The organism is [Clostridium] hylemonae DSM 15053 (assembly GCF_008281175.1).
In the GTDB taxonomy this organism is placed as follows: domain Bacteria; phylum Bacillota; class Clostridia; order Lachnospirales; family Lachnospiraceae; genus Extibacter; species Extibacter hylemonae.
Map to the genome: position 1 here is coordinate 3,190,440 of NZ_CP036524.1, position 15,093 is coordinate 3,205,532.

13 protein-coding genes are annotated in these 15,093 nt (G+C 51.9%); 5 read left to right on the forward strand and 8 right to left on the reverse strand.

Annotated elements, in window-relative coordinates; genetic code table 11:
• Nucleotides 1-121 precede the first annotated feature (121 nt).
• The 3 genes from LAJLEIBI_RS15090 to xylB (LAJLEIBI_RS15100) are packed head-to-tail and all read right to left on the reverse strand — an operon-like array spanning nt 122 to nt 4,002.
• Nucleotides 122-991 (reverse strand): D-psicose 3-epimerase, encoded by an 870-nt coding sequence (locus LAJLEIBI_RS15090; RefSeq protein WP_006442985.1) that lies wholly within the window; start codon nt 989-991, stop codon nt 122-124.
• Nucleotides 992-1,049: 58 nt separating this feature from the next.
• Nucleotides 1,050-2,450: a rhamnulokinase gene (locus LAJLEIBI_RS15095; RefSeq protein ID WP_040434991.1), complete on the reverse strand. Its 1,401-nt coding sequence runs from the start codon at nt 2,448-2,450 to the stop codon at nt 1,050-1,052.
• Between the two features lie 16 nt (nt 2,451-2,466).
• The gene (gene xylB / locus LAJLEIBI_RS15100; protein ID WP_006442987.1) at nt 2,467-4,002 is read right to left on the reverse strand and encodes a xylulokinase; all 1,536 of its coding nucleotides are present in this window, start codon (nt 4,000-4,002) and stop codon (nt 2,467-2,469) included.
• A 195-nt stretch (nt 4,003-4,197) separates the two neighbouring features.
• On the opposite strand from xylB (LAJLEIBI_RS15100), the gene LAJLEIBI_RS15105 reads away from it, so the two are divergent.
• Nucleotides 4,198-4,944 carry a DeoR/GlpR family DNA-binding transcription regulator gene (locus LAJLEIBI_RS15105; protein ID WP_006442988.1) on the forward strand — a complete coding sequence of 249 codons (747 nt, stop codon included), beginning with the start codon at nt 4,198-4,200 and terminating at the stop codon, nt 4,942-4,944.
• 53 nt (nt 4,945-4,997) lie between these two features.
• Nucleotides 4,998-5,675: a fructose-6-phosphate aldolase gene (locus LAJLEIBI_RS15110; protein WP_006442989.1), complete on the forward strand. Its 678-nt coding sequence runs from the start codon at nt 4,998-5,000 to the stop codon at nt 5,673-5,675.
• Here the strand turns inward: LAJLEIBI_RS15110 and LAJLEIBI_RS15115 are convergent.
• From LAJLEIBI_RS15115 to xylB (LAJLEIBI_RS15130), 4 genes are read right to left on the reverse strand one after another with little or no spacing between them, the layout of a single operon-like run.
• The gene (locus LAJLEIBI_RS15115; protein WP_006442990.1) at nt 5,672-6,706 is read right to left on the reverse strand and encodes a GntR family transcriptional regulator; all 1,035 of its coding nucleotides are present in this window, start codon (nt 6,704-6,706) and stop codon (nt 5,672-5,674) included. The two genes, LAJLEIBI_RS15110 and LAJLEIBI_RS15115, sit on opposite strands and share 4 nt — an antisense overlap.
• A 12-nt stretch (nt 6,707-6,718) precedes the next feature.
• Entirely contained in the window at nt 6,719-9,103 is a 2,385-nt protein-coding gene (locus LAJLEIBI_RS15120; protein WP_006442991.1) for a pyruvate formate lyase family protein, read from the reverse strand.
• Between the two features lie 58 nt (nt 9,104-9,161).
• Nucleotides 9,162-10,028 carry a glycyl-radical enzyme activating protein gene (locus LAJLEIBI_RS15125; RefSeq protein WP_006442992.1) on the reverse strand — a complete coding sequence of 289 codons (867 nt, stop codon included), beginning with the start codon at nt 10,026-10,028 and terminating at the stop codon, nt 9,162-9,164.
• Entirely contained in the window at nt 10,028-11,536 is a 1,509-nt protein-coding gene (xylB, locus tag LAJLEIBI_RS15130; protein ID WP_006442993.1) for a xylulokinase, read from the reverse strand. The genes LAJLEIBI_RS15125 and xylB (LAJLEIBI_RS15130) overlap by 1 nt, the downstream gene beginning before the upstream one ends.
• A 167-nt stretch (nt 11,537-11,703) precedes the next feature.
• On the opposite strand from xylB (LAJLEIBI_RS15130), the gene LAJLEIBI_RS15135 reads away from it, so the two are divergent.
• The 3 genes from LAJLEIBI_RS15135 (at nt 11,704) to LAJLEIBI_RS15145 (ending at nt 13,981) form a co-directional block, all read left to right on the forward strand.
• A complete protein-coding gene (locus tag LAJLEIBI_RS15135; RefSeq protein WP_006442994.1) occupies nt 11,704-12,447 on the forward strand; it encodes a MerR family transcriptional regulator in 744 nt (247 codons plus the stop codon).
• A gap of 69 nt (nt 12,448-12,516) precedes the next feature.
• Complete coding sequence (locus LAJLEIBI_RS15140) at nt 12,517-13,251, forward strand: ABC transporter ATP-binding protein (protein ID WP_040434994.1); 735 nt, start codon at nt 12,517-12,519, stop codon at nt 13,249-13,251.
• Nucleotides 13,238-13,981 (forward strand): ABC transporter permease, encoded by a 744-nt coding sequence (locus LAJLEIBI_RS15145; protein WP_006442996.1) that lies wholly within the window; start codon nt 13,238-13,240, stop codon nt 13,979-13,981. Before LAJLEIBI_RS15140 ends, LAJLEIBI_RS15145 begins: the two co-directional genes overlap by 14 nt.
• 89 nt (nt 13,982-14,070) lie before the next feature.
• Here LAJLEIBI_RS15145 and LAJLEIBI_RS15150 read toward each other — a convergent pair whose 3' ends face one another.
• Nucleotides 14,071-15,090, reverse strand: a complete 1,020-nt coding sequence (locus tag LAJLEIBI_RS15150; protein WP_006442997.1) for a zinc-dependent alcohol dehydrogenase family protein — start codon at nt 15,088-15,090, stop codon at nt 14,071-14,073.
• Between the last annotated feature and the right edge of the window lie 3 nt (nt 15,091-15,093).

The following is a 15,093-nucleotide window of genomic DNA, read 5'->3' on the forward strand; positions in this document are numbered from 1 at the left end:
GGTGATCCACCCTCGTATCCGCCCCGGAATTTTCAATCGACATTATGTAAAATCATTTTATAAAACTTATTTATATTTTAAACCACTGACAAACTTCTGTCAATCCCAATCACTTCTAAATTTACTTCCACTCCAGCATATATCTCTGGAACTCCAGCGCACGGCGCGCGTCATCGTCAAGCTGTGCCTCGTCTGCTCCACGGCTTATGTCTCTCCACACCTTGATATCAGCGCCGACCTGTCCTCCCATGCGAACGAACGGCTCCATTACAGCAGTTCCGTCATATCCGATATCACGGAGAGCATCCCCTATCTCACGCCATGGAATACGTCCCTTCCCGGGCACCATGCGGTTGCATTCTCCGGTGTGGAAATGCCCGAGCAGTTTTCCTGCCCGGCGGATCGCGCCGCCTATGCTTTGCTCTTCTATATTCATATGGAATGTATCCAGCATGACCTTTACGTTGTCCATGCCGACTTCCTCTACAAACTTCACACCTTCCTCGGCTGTATTCAGGATATGGCTCTCAAACCGGTTCAGAACTTCCATGCCCAGGTTGATGTCATATTTGGCCGCGGCCGGCGCCAGCCTCTGCATGCCCTCTACACTCCACTTCCAGTCTTCCGTTTTATCGGCGTTTGCAAAATCGACAGGCCAGTAAGAATAGAGCGCCCCTCCGATCAGGTGGATATCAAGCTCTGCCAGCACTTCAAATAACCTCTTATACCATTCCAGCGCCTCTTCCCTTACCCCGGCGTCTGAAGAACCGATATTGTGGTTGAACGTCGGACCATATCCGGCCGTCAGCGTGATCCCATTGTCCTGCGCACATTTCTTCAGTTCCTTCACATCCTGCTCTGCGTATTCCGGCAGCGGCCCAGCGCCGATCTCCAGAATGTCAAACCCAAGCTTTGCCACCTTTTCAACATAGCGCTTGTAGTCGGCCGCCCATTCTTGTTCCCAGTATGCATAATAGATACCATGTTTCATTTTTCTTTCCTCCTTCAGAGTTTTTTTATTACCAGACCTGCCAGATCTACTGTGCAGGTCAGTGATACACTTTTATATCAAAGGATCTGTGGATCATTCCTCTTGCCTCTTCCTTGCCGGAAAATTCACCGCGGCAGATCATCTGCGCCGCAATATTTCCGATGGCGGTCCCCTCCGTCGGGCCGACGTGCACCTCTTTGCCGGTGGCTCTGGCCGTCAGTTCGTTCAGATAGTCCGCATTGCCTCCGCCTCCGACGATATGTATCCTGCTGTACGTTCTTCCGGTGGACGCTTCGATCCCTTTGATCGTCCGGTCATAACACTCCGCGAGGCTTGCGTACACACAGGCAGCCGTCTCTCCAAGCGTCTCGGGCACCTGCTGGCCTGTTCTGCGGCAGTAGTCCTTTATCTCTTCTGTCATATTGTCCGGCGCCATAAAGCAGTTGTCCGTCACGTCTACTCTGGACGGGAAATCCGCCGCCTCAGCCGCCTGGCTGCATATCTCGGCGAAGCTGTACTTATCATCCAGATCATGCCTTACAGACTGGATCATCCAGAGCCCCATGATGTTGCGCAGATAACAGATTTTTGAATCATATCCGCCTTCGTTCGTGAAATCATTGATCCGGCTCGTCTCCGAACAGTCCGGCATATCCCGCTCAATGCCGAGCAGAGACCAGGTGCCCGAACTGATGAAAGCGTAGTCGTCATCCGTGGCCGGAACGGCCAGAATGGCAGAGCCTGTATCGTGGCTGCACGGAAGGACAACATCCATATCAAACCCGAATTCTTCCACAAGCGCGGGCCGGAGCGTCCCAAGCTTCTCCCCCGGCATGGCCATGCGCTGGAACATGCCGCTGTTAAACCCGAGCTTTTCTATAAGTTCATAGTCCCAGTCTCTCTTCTGTGCGTTGACGAGCTGGGCCGTTGTGGCCTCCGTGTACTCGTTTACCTTCTCTCCGGTCAGCAGAAAATGGAAGAAATCAGGCACAAACAACAGCGCTTTTGCCTGCTCCATATATTCCGGGCTGAATTTCTTCTCAGCCATCAGCTGGAAGATCGTGTTGAACATCATCTTTTCAATTCCGGTTCTTTCGTACAGCTCCCTCTCCGGAATAATTTTATACACCTCTTTGTCCATACCGTCGGTGCGTTTGTCTCTGTAGCCTGTCATGTTGCCAAGTACCCGGTCATGCTCATCGAGAAGAACATAGTCCACTCCCCATGTATCGATACCCATGCTGACCGGTATCTTCCCGATCTCCCCGCATTTTTTGATCCCATTTTTAATATGTTCAAACAGCTTCTCATGATCCCAGCAGAGATGCCCATCTTTTTTTATCATACCATTTTCAAAACGGTATACCTCTTCCAGCACGATCTTTCCGTTCTCCACGCTTCCAAGGATGTGGCGTCCGCTGGACGCGCCGATGTCCACTGCCAAATAATATAACGGCATAATTATTCCTCCTGACTTATTTTGTACTTTGTTTTCCAAAACCTGTTTCCAGCTCATAGTATGACCGAAGGCAGTTATAGCCTTCCTCGAACAGCGCTTTCTGCCTCGCGTAGACGTCTCTGTTATTTCTGTCCGGGTAAAAGGAACGCTCCGGCTTCACAAACTGGTGTATGACGGAAAAGTCTTCAAACACACCCACGCCGACGCCGGCGATGACTGCCGCTGCCACCGATGTGGCCGTCTCAACGTAATCAAGCCGGCGCAGCGCAACGCCCAGAACGTCCGACAGGATCTGGGCGAGGACATCACCTTTCGCCCCGCCGCCCGTCAGCACAAGCTCCTCCACATGCGTATACTCTCTGTGCGCCTTCAGGATCAGATCCAGATTCATGGCGACCCCTTCCAGCACCGCCCGGATGTAGTCGCACTTCTCATGTTCCATTTTGATACCGAGAAAGCTTCCCGACGTATCTGGATTCCATCTCGGACTCCGTTCCCCGAGCATATAAGGCAGAAATACGAGCCCTCTGGCGCCGGCCGGCGAATCTGTGACGAGCCGGTTCAATATATCATATACCGGTATTCCTTCATCCTGCGCCCGCCTTTCCTCTTCCCTGCAGAGCGTTTTCCGTATGTAGGAGTAGGAGCTCCCCGCCGCCTGCATCGTCCCGCACGGCATATATTTTCCGGGTATGACGTGTCCAAAACAGATCAGTGTCTTCTCCTTATCCAGAAATACTTCTTCAGAAGTCCCCGCGATCCACGCGGACGTGCCAAAGGAGAGAAACATCTGTCCCTTTTCGATACTGCCGGCGCCAAGCGCCGAACACGGGCCGTCCCCGCCTCCGCACACGACCCTGGTCTCCTTCTTAAGTCCGAGCGCCTGCGCTGCCTCCGGCAGCAGTTGTCCGACTACGTCTGTGGACGCGTTAAGTTCCGGCATCTTTTCCATCTCGATCTCTGCCGCGCTCAGTATCTCCTCCGACCACCTGCGGTTTCTCAGGTCAAAGGCATCTGTGCCCGACGCCTCGGAGTGATCGGTCACAAAGTTTCCTGTCAGTCTGCAGATGATGTAATCCTTTGCCAGCAGCATCTTGTAAGTCCGGCCGTACAACTCTGGCTCATTGTCGCGGATCCACATGAGCTTCTCAATGCTGTAACTTGCGCTCGCCCGGTGTCCGTTCAGCTCATACATCCGTTCGGCCCCGACCCGTTCTATAAGCTGCCGCGCCTGCTCCTCTGCCCTTAAGTCCGCCCATATCATGGCAGGTCTGAGCGCATTGCCCTGCCGGTCCACGATCACACATGCCTGCATCTGCGAGGAGAACGAAAGGCTAAGTACGTCCTCTGGACAGATGCCGTCCACGATCTTCCTCGTCGCCGTGCAGACTGCGTTCCACCAGTCAAGAGGATTCTGCTCCGCACAGTTCTTCTGGAAAAACCGGACATCGTAAGGTACCGTGTAACTCTTTATGAGCCTGCCCTCTGTGGAGAACAGTGAAGCTTTGTTGCTTGACGTCCCCAGATCATGGGCGATCAGGTATTTATCCACAATTTTCCTCCTTGTTCCGTCCGGACAGATGATACATCCGGCTCATTGCGCTTATTATACCATACGATATAGAAAAAGTAAACTTAAGAAATTAATTTACTTTCGTACGAAACCATTCAACTTGACATAACCTGTTTTATATGCTAGTATACTAATGATTCAAAGAAGAGTGATCACCGGTCAGGAGGGATATCTATGAGGGAGCGGCACACTGCGCTTCTGGAGTACATCACAGAGCACGGAAAAACAGAAGTAAATATACTTGCCGAGCATCTTAACACATCAAAGGTCACAGTACGAAAGGATTTAGATTACCTGGCTGAACGCGGTATGCTGAAACGGGAACGCGGATACGCTGTCCCGAACGACCCGGGAGATATCAATTACCGGATGGCGCTCCATTATAATAACAAGCAGAAGATCGCGCGCCGGGCCGCCTCTTCCGTCCAGGACGGAGAGACACTGATCATTGAATCCGGCTCCACCTGCGCGCTTTTTGCCGATGAACTGGCAAAATCCAAAAAGAATGTCACGATCATCACCAATTCCTTTTACCTGGCGAATTACCTGAAAGGGTACACGAATATACAGCTTATCGTACTTGGCGGCACGCTCCAGCCTCATGGCCAGTCACTGGTAGGGCCGCTTACCAAAAGCGCGGCCGGCAATTTTCACGTAGACAAAATATTTGTCGGGACAGACGGATATTCCCGCACTTCGGGATTTACGGGGGACGATCTGATACGTTCCGATACCTTAAGCTCCATGACCGGTTCCGCAGAGCATACTTATGTGCTGGCCGGCTCCGAAAAGTTCAGCCAGCCCGGTTCCGTCGCTTTCCTTGACTTAAAAGATGTATATGAGGTGATCACCGACGGAGACATTCCGCCGGAAGAGAAATCCTATCTCGAGGGACAGGGGATCATCGTGACAATAGCATGACAAGCCGCGCCCGGCATGCGGGCGCATATATGATAATATAAGAGGAGGCTTTTATGAAATATCTGTTAGACACCGCAAATCTTAAGGATATCACACACTACTGCGATATCTTTCCGATCGCAGGCGTAACATCCAACCCATCTATCGTAAAAAAAGAAGGCAGCATTGATTTCTTCCGCCACATGAGAGAGATCCGTTCTGTGATCGGACCGGAAAGTCCGTTCCACATCCAGGTGACGGCTCTCGATACCGACGGAATGCTCAGAGACGCCGACGCCATTCTGGAGCATGTAGATCCTAACGTGTACGTCAAGGTTCCCGTTACTCTGGAAGGCATCCGCGCCATCAAGCGGATGAAGGCGCTCAAGATCCGCACCACCGCCACCGCGGTCTACAGCAGACAGCAGGGATTTCTTGCAATGGAGGCAGGCGCAGACTGCATCGCCCCCTACTACAACCGTATGGAAAATATGGGCATAGACGCGGACGATGTCATTGCCTCTCTGGCGGAAATGATCGAACGTTACGGCTACCCGTCTCAAATACTGGCCGCAAGCTTTAAAAATGCCGGACAGGTAGACCGTGCTTTTCTGGCAGGCGCCCAGACGGCAACGATGGATCCGTCCATTCTGGAGGGGATACTCACCCAGCCGCACATCCTGAGCGCAGTGGATGCCTTTGATGCCGACTGGAAATCTGTGTTCGGCGGTAAGACGATCGCCATGCTTTAAGGTAAGACAGAAGGGCCCTGCTCCAGTATCCCTCTGATAAGATAAAGCTTTGCCGTCCATCTGCCCTCCATAGTGCATTGATCCTGAAGACAGGTAAATATGCGCTCCACCGCTGCATACAGGTCCTGTCTGTACATAATGACCTCTGCCCTGTCGCTTTTGGCCAGCTCATCTACTGCCGCGATCTTGACAGCCGCATGGGATTTCCGAAAGGTCTCCACTGTCAGCTCTCCGCTCTCTCTGTCACTGCATATAACGGCATCGGGCTGCGCGTCTGCCGGTGTCATCAGCCGGCCCAGCATGGCTTCACTTTTCTCTGCATCCTTCCACGGCAGGCACAGAAGCCGGGCCGCCGGCCCGGCCGCCTCTTTGTACGCCTGCCGGCGCGTACGTATGCTGTACGCCTCCTGCAGATCCCAACCTATATACGCGATGTCTTTATATCCCTGTCTCACAAGCTCTTCATACAATGTCTGTACTGCCAGTCTGTTGTCCAGCGCCACGCAGTCCGCATACGGAAGTCCTTTGTCGGAATCAAAGAACACGAGATTCATCCCAAGCGAGCGCAGCCTCCTAAGCTTATCCGGGTCGGCCGTCATATCTTCCAGCCAGACGACCACATTGCGCAGTCCCCTTTTATACAGTCTGTACAGACAGCGCTCCAGCTCCTCTGTGCGCGGCTTTTCCACGTAAAGCAGGAGCGCTCCCTTTGTCTCGGCATAGTTCTGGAACCGGGCGATAAATTCTGAAAAGAACGGATTCTGGGCCGGGGCGATGAGAACCACCATATCCAGCTCGCTTCTGTTCCCTGCATTGCGAAGCGTAACTGTCGTACCTCTCCCTACTTCCCGTACAACAAGGCCTTCTTCCTCCAGAAGCTCCAGCGACTTTCTCACCGTGACACGGCTTACGCCAAGCAGCTCTTCCAGCTCCCGCTCAGGCGGTATCCGGTCGCCATCCTCATAATGCCCTTCAAATATTTCATTACAGATTCTGTTCTTTACTGTCTCATATAAATTCTCATTTCCCATAATACCTCTATCCTACATGCTTGTAGATTCCATGTCCAGACGTTTGATGATATCTTCCTGAATATCCGGCGACAGATCCAGGAAATTGACAAACGTACCGTGTATTCTCATGATATACACCCCGCCCGGCGCATATTTCTTCGGGTTGTCAAGCACCTTCCTGAGCATTTCCGGCGTTGTCACATTTACATACAGATAGAACGGTGCGATGCCTTCCTTCTTTGGATTATAAAAAAGCGGCGCTATTATCTTATCTTTGAACTCGAGCCCTTTTCCTTCAAAGGTCTCCGCCTTAAAATAATTCGGATTGACGCCGAGATGAGAGGCGCAGCCTCCGTTCATCTTGTCGAATGGAAGTTTCATATTGGACAGCATCCGGAAGCCGAGCCCGGAATGTGCCTCACCGTACAGCGGATCGATGCCGTAGCCGAGCTGTTCTCTTGCTTTCCTTCCGTCCGGTGTCGCCCCGACCCAGTATCCGTACAGAAGGTGTGTGGACGGTGACGCCCAGTCGGCCCGGAACGGATTGCCGAGATAATTCTTTCTGGACGCCACAAGGTCGCTCACTCTCCCTGCTATTTCCGCCGCCTCATCATCCACTTTTGCAATGTTGTTTCCGTACTTTTCTGCCTTCATAAGATACTGCCGCATCTCCGGGTCGTGCTCAAAATTATCCCGCAGCGCTTCCAGCATCCTGCCCGCATCCTCCGGCCGTTCTGCAAGCAGTGTGTCGATGGCCGCAAAAGAGTCTGCCACAACGGAAAGACCATGGATGAGACAGCCGCTGCCATTATACTTCGTTCCCTGCGCCTTCGTATCCCTCACGTCGATCCCGCTTTCAATTCCGCCCATCAGCGTGGACAAAAACGGCACCTGGAGCAGAGAGACAGCCCCCGAGGCCGCGTTCGCACACGCAGTCATCCTATCCACATACAGTTCCAGATTTTCATAAAAGACCGTACGTATATTCTGGAGCAGTTCAAGGTCTGTATGATATCCAAATTCCTCACTGCTTCTGCCGAATTTCTTTCCGGATATCGTTGAGACGCCGCCGTTCAGAGACAATTCCAGCACCTTTGCCATATTCAGCCAGCTGTTTGTCGTATTGCCGTTGTCTTTCCCCATGATCAGAGGTTCCTGGCATCCCGCCACTGAATAGTCTTCCAGATCCTCCGGATCTACCTTGTTTTTCTCTCTTAATATTTCAAATACAGAATCATCATTAAAGAAAGACGGTGTCAGGCATCCGGGCGTAAACAGGAATCTGCCGAGACTCTCATACAGCTCATTCGGCGTGTTCTTATGCAGTTTCACAGACAGAATGGGCTGGGGCAGATTCATGTCGTAGTATGCGTCAAGAAGCGCGTAGGACGTAACGTTTGTCATATCCTCCCCTGTGTTCGACTTGCCGCCGATGATCAGGTTCTGGGAGATGGCCCAGCTCCTGTCCGCCACGTTGTAAAATACAAGGAGATGCTTCAGAAGCGCTGCCGCCATCTCCCGGTCTGTGTTCTCCGCCAGCCGGTACGGTTCAAAAATACGGTCCGCGTTCCCCACTGAAAATGCATACGGATTCGGCGTCTGTTCCAGACACATCACCTGCCACATGAGAAGAAAGGACTGTATCGCTTCATAGAGGTTGCAGGCGCCATGCAAAGGTACATTCTTAAGTGTTTCCGCCATTAAGAGAAATCGTTCCCGGTCCTTTCCTGCTGCCGCCGCTGCCTTTTCCTCCGCCAGAGCGGCATATCTTTCAGCGATCACGAGCACCGCGCCGAGCGCAGTGTCCATCGCCTCATAATAGGCCAGCTTCTGAACATCGGTTTCCTTCCCGCGCTGCTCATCAATGCGCCTTTTCAGCCCTTCCACTCCGATCCTGAGCACCGGGCGCATGTCCGGTATGAGATGACCTGTCACCTGTTCGATAAAGTAGATCGCTTCACTTGTATCGTCTCCCGCCTTGTCATATGCACTGCAAAGCGCCCTGGAGAACGCTGTCTTTGTATTATATTCCTTCAGCTCCTCTATGCGCTCCCGGGTAATGTCACCGGCAGGATCGATATCTCCGAACACAGCCACAGGGTCGCAGTATCCGGTGAAAGAGTCCACAGAAAACGCGGGGTTTATAAGCGCATAGGATCTGGCAAACGCATCGTCCTGCGTCCCCGCGAATACCTGGTGATCACTGAGCCACAGAGGGAGCTTTTCCGCAACTGCAGCGAGCGTCTTTGCGGTCCGTATACAGTCCGGCTCCTCCTTATATTTGCTGTCACACTCCCGCATAATTTCTTTCGCCAGAAACCATCCCTCCAGATGGTCCACTCCCCGCTCTTCCTGAAATCTTTTCTTTGCCAGCTCGGTAAGCTCTCCGGCGTCTAATATCTTTTCAATTCTCATAACTGTTATTCTCCTTCTAATGAATCACACGTTATTTATTAGTTCTTGGCCGGCTCTGCTACGTCTTTTTATAACGGCATCCCGACTCTGCGACCGCTTTCCGGAATCCTTTGAGCACCTCATCCTTCACAAACGCATTCCGTGTCATTTCATATTTCCACCCGCACGCTTCCCATTTCTTTCTGCCGAACTCGTGATATGCCAGCACCTCGAACGTCACATTATCTCCTCTGATCCCGCTGAAGAATTCCAGAAATGCTTCGAGGTCGTCCTCCCCGTCGTTTACCCCTCCAATCAGCGGAACGCGCACGTGGACCTTCGGATGGCGGGCCGCCGCTTCCCTTATGTTGTGCAGGATACCGCCGCACGGAATACCCGTGTACGCCGTATGCTTTGTATCCGAACAATGCTTGCAGTCTATGATAAGCTCGTCGATATATGGAAATAATCCCGCCAGCGCGGGATGTGTCCCATTTGTCTCGACCGCCGTATTGATGCCGTACTCTTTCAGCATCCGCAGCGCCTTTTCCAGTTCATCGTACTGCAAGGTCGCTTCCCCTCCGGTAAAAGTCACACCTCCGCCGTCATAAAACATCAGCTCGCCCGCGCAGGCTTCCCGGAACACCTCCTCCGGCGTCTCCTCCTCATAAGAAAGGTACATCCCTTTTGTCTTATGTTCTGTGACGCACTCCTTCTTTTCACACGTGCGGCACACTTCTCTGTCCACCTGCGTCCCCTTAACCGCCCCGTGAGGGCAGACAGTCTCCAGCAGCCACTCACTGTCTGCCATGATCACGCCTTCCGGTCTCATCCCCTCCGGATTGGCGCACCACGGACATTTCATATTGCAGCCCTGAAGATGATAGACGAGCCGGTTGCCGCTTCCGTCCTGGGAATAGTTAAAGCCTTTCTGAAATATCTTCATCACATGCCCTCTCCGTACGATCCTTTCATATGAAACAAATCTTTGTTGTGTCCATACAGTTCTCTGTACACCGCAAACTGTTCCTCATAATATTTCTGGTTCTCGCGGTTCGGTGTCACGACCGTATCCTTCATGCGTACAAGCCGGGCGCACGCCTCCTCATAATCTGCGTATTCACCGCACGCGACGGCCGCCGTTATGGCCGCTCCGATCCCTGCCTGCTCATTTCCGACGTTAGTGTAGATATCACAGTCAAATATATCCGCCTGCATCTCCAGGAACAGCTGTCCTCTGGCGCCGCCTCCGGATGCGATGATCTTGCTGTATTCAATACCGAGGCCCTTGAATATCTCAATTGACGTGCGCAGGCCGAATACGATCCCTTCCATCGTGCTCCTGATCATATGCTCCCTGCCGTGACGGAGCGTCATGCCGAAATAGATCCCTTTTGCGTCCGGGTCATTATATGGCGTCCGCTCGCCGCTCAGATATGGGAGAAATAAGAGTCCTTCACTTCCTGCCGGCGCCTTAGAGGCCAGCGCGGTCATCTCATCAAATGTATCCATATATAAGATCTGATTCATAAGCCACTTCATGGCAACACCGCCGCTTAAGTGGGCTCCCATCAGCATCCACAGATCTTTCTTCACATGGCAGAATGTGTTTGTCCGGTACGCTTCATCGTAGAGAGGCTCGTTAAATCCGCCGGATATCTGGCATGCAGTGCCAATGTTTGCCGACAGCACGCCCGGACTGATAATGCCGTTGCCGACCGCCTGCATCAGTGTATCGCCCCCGCCGCAGGCTACCCTGATCCCGCACTTTAATCCTGTAGCCTCAGCACACGCACGGCTCACAGTACCCACAACCTCACACGACTCATGACACGTTGGAAAGATCTGCCTGTCGATCCGGAGGCTGTCGATCAGTTCCCACGCCCAGCGCCGCTGCTTCGTGTCAAAAATGGCGCCGCTTGAAGCATCTGACATATCTGTCCCGTACTCCCCGCACATCCGGAATCTTATGTAATCCTTTGGCAACATGATATACCGTATCTTCTCATAGTTTTCCGGCTCATGTTCTTTCACCCACATAAGTGAGGCGATGAGAAATCCGGTGCTCAGAGAGTTCAGCGCCACGCTTCGGTACGCGTCCTCTCCTACAATATCATAGATCTTATGGATCTCTGCCTGCGAACGCTGGTCCGCCCATATAATGGCATTGCGTATGAGACTGCCGTTCTCATCTGTCATGACGAGGCCGTGCATCTGTCCCGAATAGCTGATTCCCCTGATCTGCGCCGCTTCCTCCGGATATCTTCTCACCACGTCGGCGATCGTCTTCCTTGCAGCCTCCCACAATTGCTCCATATCCTGCTCCGCGTACTCCGGTCTGCTTTTTATAATGTCGTACCCGACCTGCGACGTCCCGGCAACATGCCCTTCTGCATCCATGAGCAGAGACTTCACGCTGGATGTTCCAATATCTACTCCTAAATAATAATTCATCACCGTACACCTCCTATTATTGGTATTGTATAACAATACCAATATTGCGTCAATACTTTACACGCAATCCTTTCTTTTTTTATGACGGTATGGTAAAATAACCCTCCACTATAACACCAGACTTTCTGTCTATGATAAAATAAATCCCGGAAAGGAGGCTGCCGCCCATGAACACATACAGAACTTCTGAAATCGCCGCATTGATCGGCATACATCCAAATACGGTACGGTTATACGAACAGTCGGGCCTTATTCCCAGACCAGAACGGCAGTCAAACGGTTACAGGATCTTCACCGATATCCATGTAGAACAGTTTAAGCTTGCCCGCCTGGCATTTCAGATCGAAGTGCTGCAGAATGGTCTTCGGAAAAAAATCGTTCAGATGGTGAAAGTATCCGCTGCGGGCGACTATGACACCGCCCTTACGATCACACAAGAATATCTTGCTCAGGTACGCGCAGAAACAGCCAACGCGGAAGAAGCGATCGATATCGTTAAGAATATCCTGAAGGGCACGGCCGAACAGTATACCTGCTCTATGAAAAGGAAGGAAGTCTCCGAATATCTGAATATCACCATGGATACTCTGCGGAATTGGGAGATGAACGGACTGCTTACCGTAAAGCGCAGACAAAACGGATACCGTGTATACACGGGCGGGGATATCAGGCGGCTGAAGATCATCCGCTCCCTGCGGTGCGCAAATTATTCGCTGGAATCTATTCTGTCCATGCTCAATCAGCTGTCGGAAAATCCCCGGATAGATATTAAAAAAGCGCTCGACACGCCGAGGGAGAACAGCGGCATCATTGCCGTGTGCGACAAACTGATCACTTCGCTGACAGCCGCAGAATGTAACGCCTTAAAAATGATCGAAAAACTTCAATATATGAAACATACATTTTCTTAACCCTCCACTTAACCACCACTGTTTATCTGTGTGGTATTCTTGCTTTTGAAAAAGCAAGGAGGTAATACTATGCAGGAAGTAATAAAAGTCACGGAACTCACAAAATCCTACGGCAGCCTGGCCGCCGTCAGCAGTCTGAGCCTTTCGGTGCCACGAGGCACGGTCTTCGGTCTCATCGGCCCCAATGGCGCGGGGAAGTCCACAACGATCGAATGTATTCTTGGAACAAAGAAAGCCGACGCCGGAACTGTCCGTATCCTGGGGGCAGATCCCAGATCAGACCGGAAAAAACTATTTGAGAAGACAGGAGTACAGTTTCAGGATAGCAATTATCAGGAACAGATCACCGTATCAGAACTCTGTGAGCTCACAGCCTCTCTTTATGAGAAACCGGCCGACCCTTTCGGTCTGCTCGCAAGGTTTGGTATCGCCGACAAGAAAAAGAGCCTTGTCAAAGACTTATCCGGCGGACAGCGGCAGCGTCTGTTTATTGTCCTTGCCCTCATCCCTGATCCGGACGTCGTCTTTCTCGACGAACTGACGACCGGACTGGACGCAAAGGCGCGGCGGGAGGTGTGGAACATACTGTCCGGTCTCAAAAAAAGAGGGCTCACTATTTTTCTCACCTCACATTTTATGGACGAGGTGGAAGCTCTGTGCGACCGCATCTGTATTTTAAAAGAAGGAAAAAGTGTATTTTACGGCACTGTTTCGGAGGCGGTAGAAAAGAGCCCCTACGGCAAATTTGAGGACGCTTATCTGTGGTATACAAACGAGGAGGACATGTACAATGAAAACATTTAAAACCATGCTGAAAACAGAACTGAAATTGTCACTGCGGGGAATGGATATGTTTATATTCGCGATCTGCGTTCCCCTTGTCGTACTTATCATTCTCGGTATTATTTACGGAAGCAGACCGGCGTTTCCGGGAGCGGAATACACCTTTCTGGAACAGTCATTCGGCGCGCTCACTACGATATCAGTCTGCGCCGGGGGAGTCATGGGACTGCCCCTTGTCATATCAGACTACCGCAGCAGAAATATATTGAAGCGTTATAAAGTCACCCCGGTCCGTCCGTCCATGCTGCTGTTCGTCCAGGTGGCCGTCTATACGCTGTACGCGCTGACATCTCTTTTCACTCTGTATCTTGCGGCGGTACTGTTCTTCGGATATGAGTTCCGGGGATCCGTCCTGACTTTTGCCGGCGGATATCTACTCGTACTCGTGTCCATGTTCAGCATCGGCATGATGGTGGGCGGCATCGCGCCCAACACTAAAACGGCCGGTGTGATCGCAAGCTTATTATATTTTCCCATGCTCATATTTTCCGGCGCGACACTTCCCTATGAGGTCATGCCGGATGCGCTGCAGAAAGCCGCCAGGCTGCTGCCGCTGACACAGGGGATAAAGCTGCTCAAAGCCGCTTCTCTAGGCTCTAACGCCGGAAGCGCCGCGATTTCCGTTATCATAATGGCTCTGATCGCCGTCCTCTGCTCTGCAATAGCATTTCGCTACTTCAAATGGGAGTAAGCCCGGCACAGGCCGCGCTGACAGTAAAACAGCCGGAATCAGGCTCTGACGCCTGATTCCGGCTGTTGATCTGTCCATGTCCTTCCAGACTAAGACACCTGGATCATAACCTTACCGGTCCTTCTGTATTCAGGTTTGGTAAATACGTCCGCAATATCATCCAGCGGAACGATATTTGTGATAAGGCTCTCCAGATCAATGGCCTTGGATTCCAGAACCTGAATGGCCCGTTCAAATGTATATGGATTGATAAAGGAAGAGGTGATCTTCAACTCTTTCTTAAACACATCGTCCGGTTTCAGCGGGAAGCTTTCGTCCGGCGCCGCCAGTCCAAAATACATCACCGTCGCGCCTTTCCCGGCAAACTTGACCGCGTCTTCCTGTGTATGTATATTGCCGACACATTCGATCACCACATCCACATTTGCGCAGTAGTCTGCCAGAACTGCCTGCACATCCTCACTGATCGGATCGATCGTCTTCGTAGCGCCGAGCTTTTCTGCAAGCTTACGCTTTTCTTCCACAGGCTCTGACATGATTATCTTGGATGCCCCTGCGTTCTTCGCCAGCTGCATCATGATCATGCCTATCGGGCCGCCGCCCATCACGAGCACCGTATCGCCCTGCTTGATCCCGCACAAGTCGATGCCATGCAGACAGCAGGATATCGGTTCCGCCATTGCCGCCTCCACAAAGCTCAGCTCGTCGGAAAACTTATACACCTGCTTCTCCCGGAGGACGACATACTCTGCAAAGCCGCCGTCCACTGTCGTGCCGAGACCGATATTGTTTGTGCAGAAGTGCTGCATCGCATTCTTACAGAAATAGCATTCCCCGCACATATCATTCGGGTCGCCGCTCACACGGTCGCCGATTTTTACGGCCGTAACGCCGGCGCCGACCTTTGCCACTGTGCCCGAGAATTCGTGTCCCGGTATCAACGGAGGGGTGACTTCAAAGGAACCTCCGTCACCATTGAAGATGTGGATGTCCGTACCGCACACTCCACAGTATTTCACCTTTATCATAACTTCATTGTCTTTTAATTCTTTCTCCGGTACTTCTTCCACTCTCAAATCCTGTTTCCCATAATATACCGCAGCTTTCATATT

What these genes read in the sequence shown, in the direction of transcription:
- LAJLEIBI_RS15090 (WP_006442985.1), bottom strand. Translation starts at nt 991, where the DNA reads ATGAAACATGGTATCTATTATGCATACTGGGAACAAGAATGGGCGGCC.
- LAJLEIBI_RS15095 (WP_040434991.1), bottom strand. Translation starts at nt 2,450, where the DNA reads ATGCCGTTATATTATTTGGCAGTGGACATCGGCGCGTCCAGCGGACGC.
- LAJLEIBI_RS15105 (WP_006442988.1), top strand. Translation starts at nt 4,198, where the DNA reads ATGAGGGAGCGGCACACTGCGCTTCTGGAGTACATCACAGAGCACGGA.
- LAJLEIBI_RS15110 (WP_006442989.1), top strand. Translation starts at nt 4,998, where the DNA reads ATGAAATATCTGTTAGACACCGCAAATCTTAAGGATATCACACACTAC.
- LAJLEIBI_RS15115 (WP_006442990.1), bottom strand. Translation starts at nt 6,706, where the DNA reads ATGGGAAATGAGAATTTATATGAGACAGTAAAGAACAGAATCTGTAAT.
- LAJLEIBI_RS15120 (WP_006442991.1), bottom strand. Translation starts at nt 9,103, where the DNA reads ATGAGAATTGAAAAGATATTAGACGCCGGAGAGCTTACCGAGCTGGCA.
- LAJLEIBI_RS15125 (WP_006442992.1), bottom strand. Translation starts at nt 10,028, where the DNA reads ATGAAGATATTTCAGAAAGGCTTTAACTATTCCCAGGACGGAAGCGGC.
- xylB (WP_006442993.1), bottom strand. Translation starts at nt 11,536, where the DNA reads ATGAATTATTATTTAGGAGTAGATATTGGAACATCCAGCGTGAAGTCT.
- LAJLEIBI_RS15135 (WP_006442994.1), top strand. Translation starts at nt 11,704, where the DNA reads ATGAACACATACAGAACTTCTGAAATCGCCGCATTGATCGGCATACAT.
- LAJLEIBI_RS15140 (WP_040434994.1), top strand. Translation starts at nt 12,517, where the DNA reads ATGCAGGAAGTAATAAAAGTCACGGAACTCACAAAATCCTACGGCAGC.
- LAJLEIBI_RS15145 (WP_006442996.1), top strand. Translation starts at nt 13,238, where the DNA reads ATGAAAACATTTAAAACCATGCTGAAAACAGAACTGAAATTGTCACTG.
- LAJLEIBI_RS15150 (WP_006442997.1), bottom strand. Translation starts at nt 15,090, where the DNA reads ATGAAAGCTGCGGTATATTATGGGAAACAGGATTTGAGAGTGGAAGAA.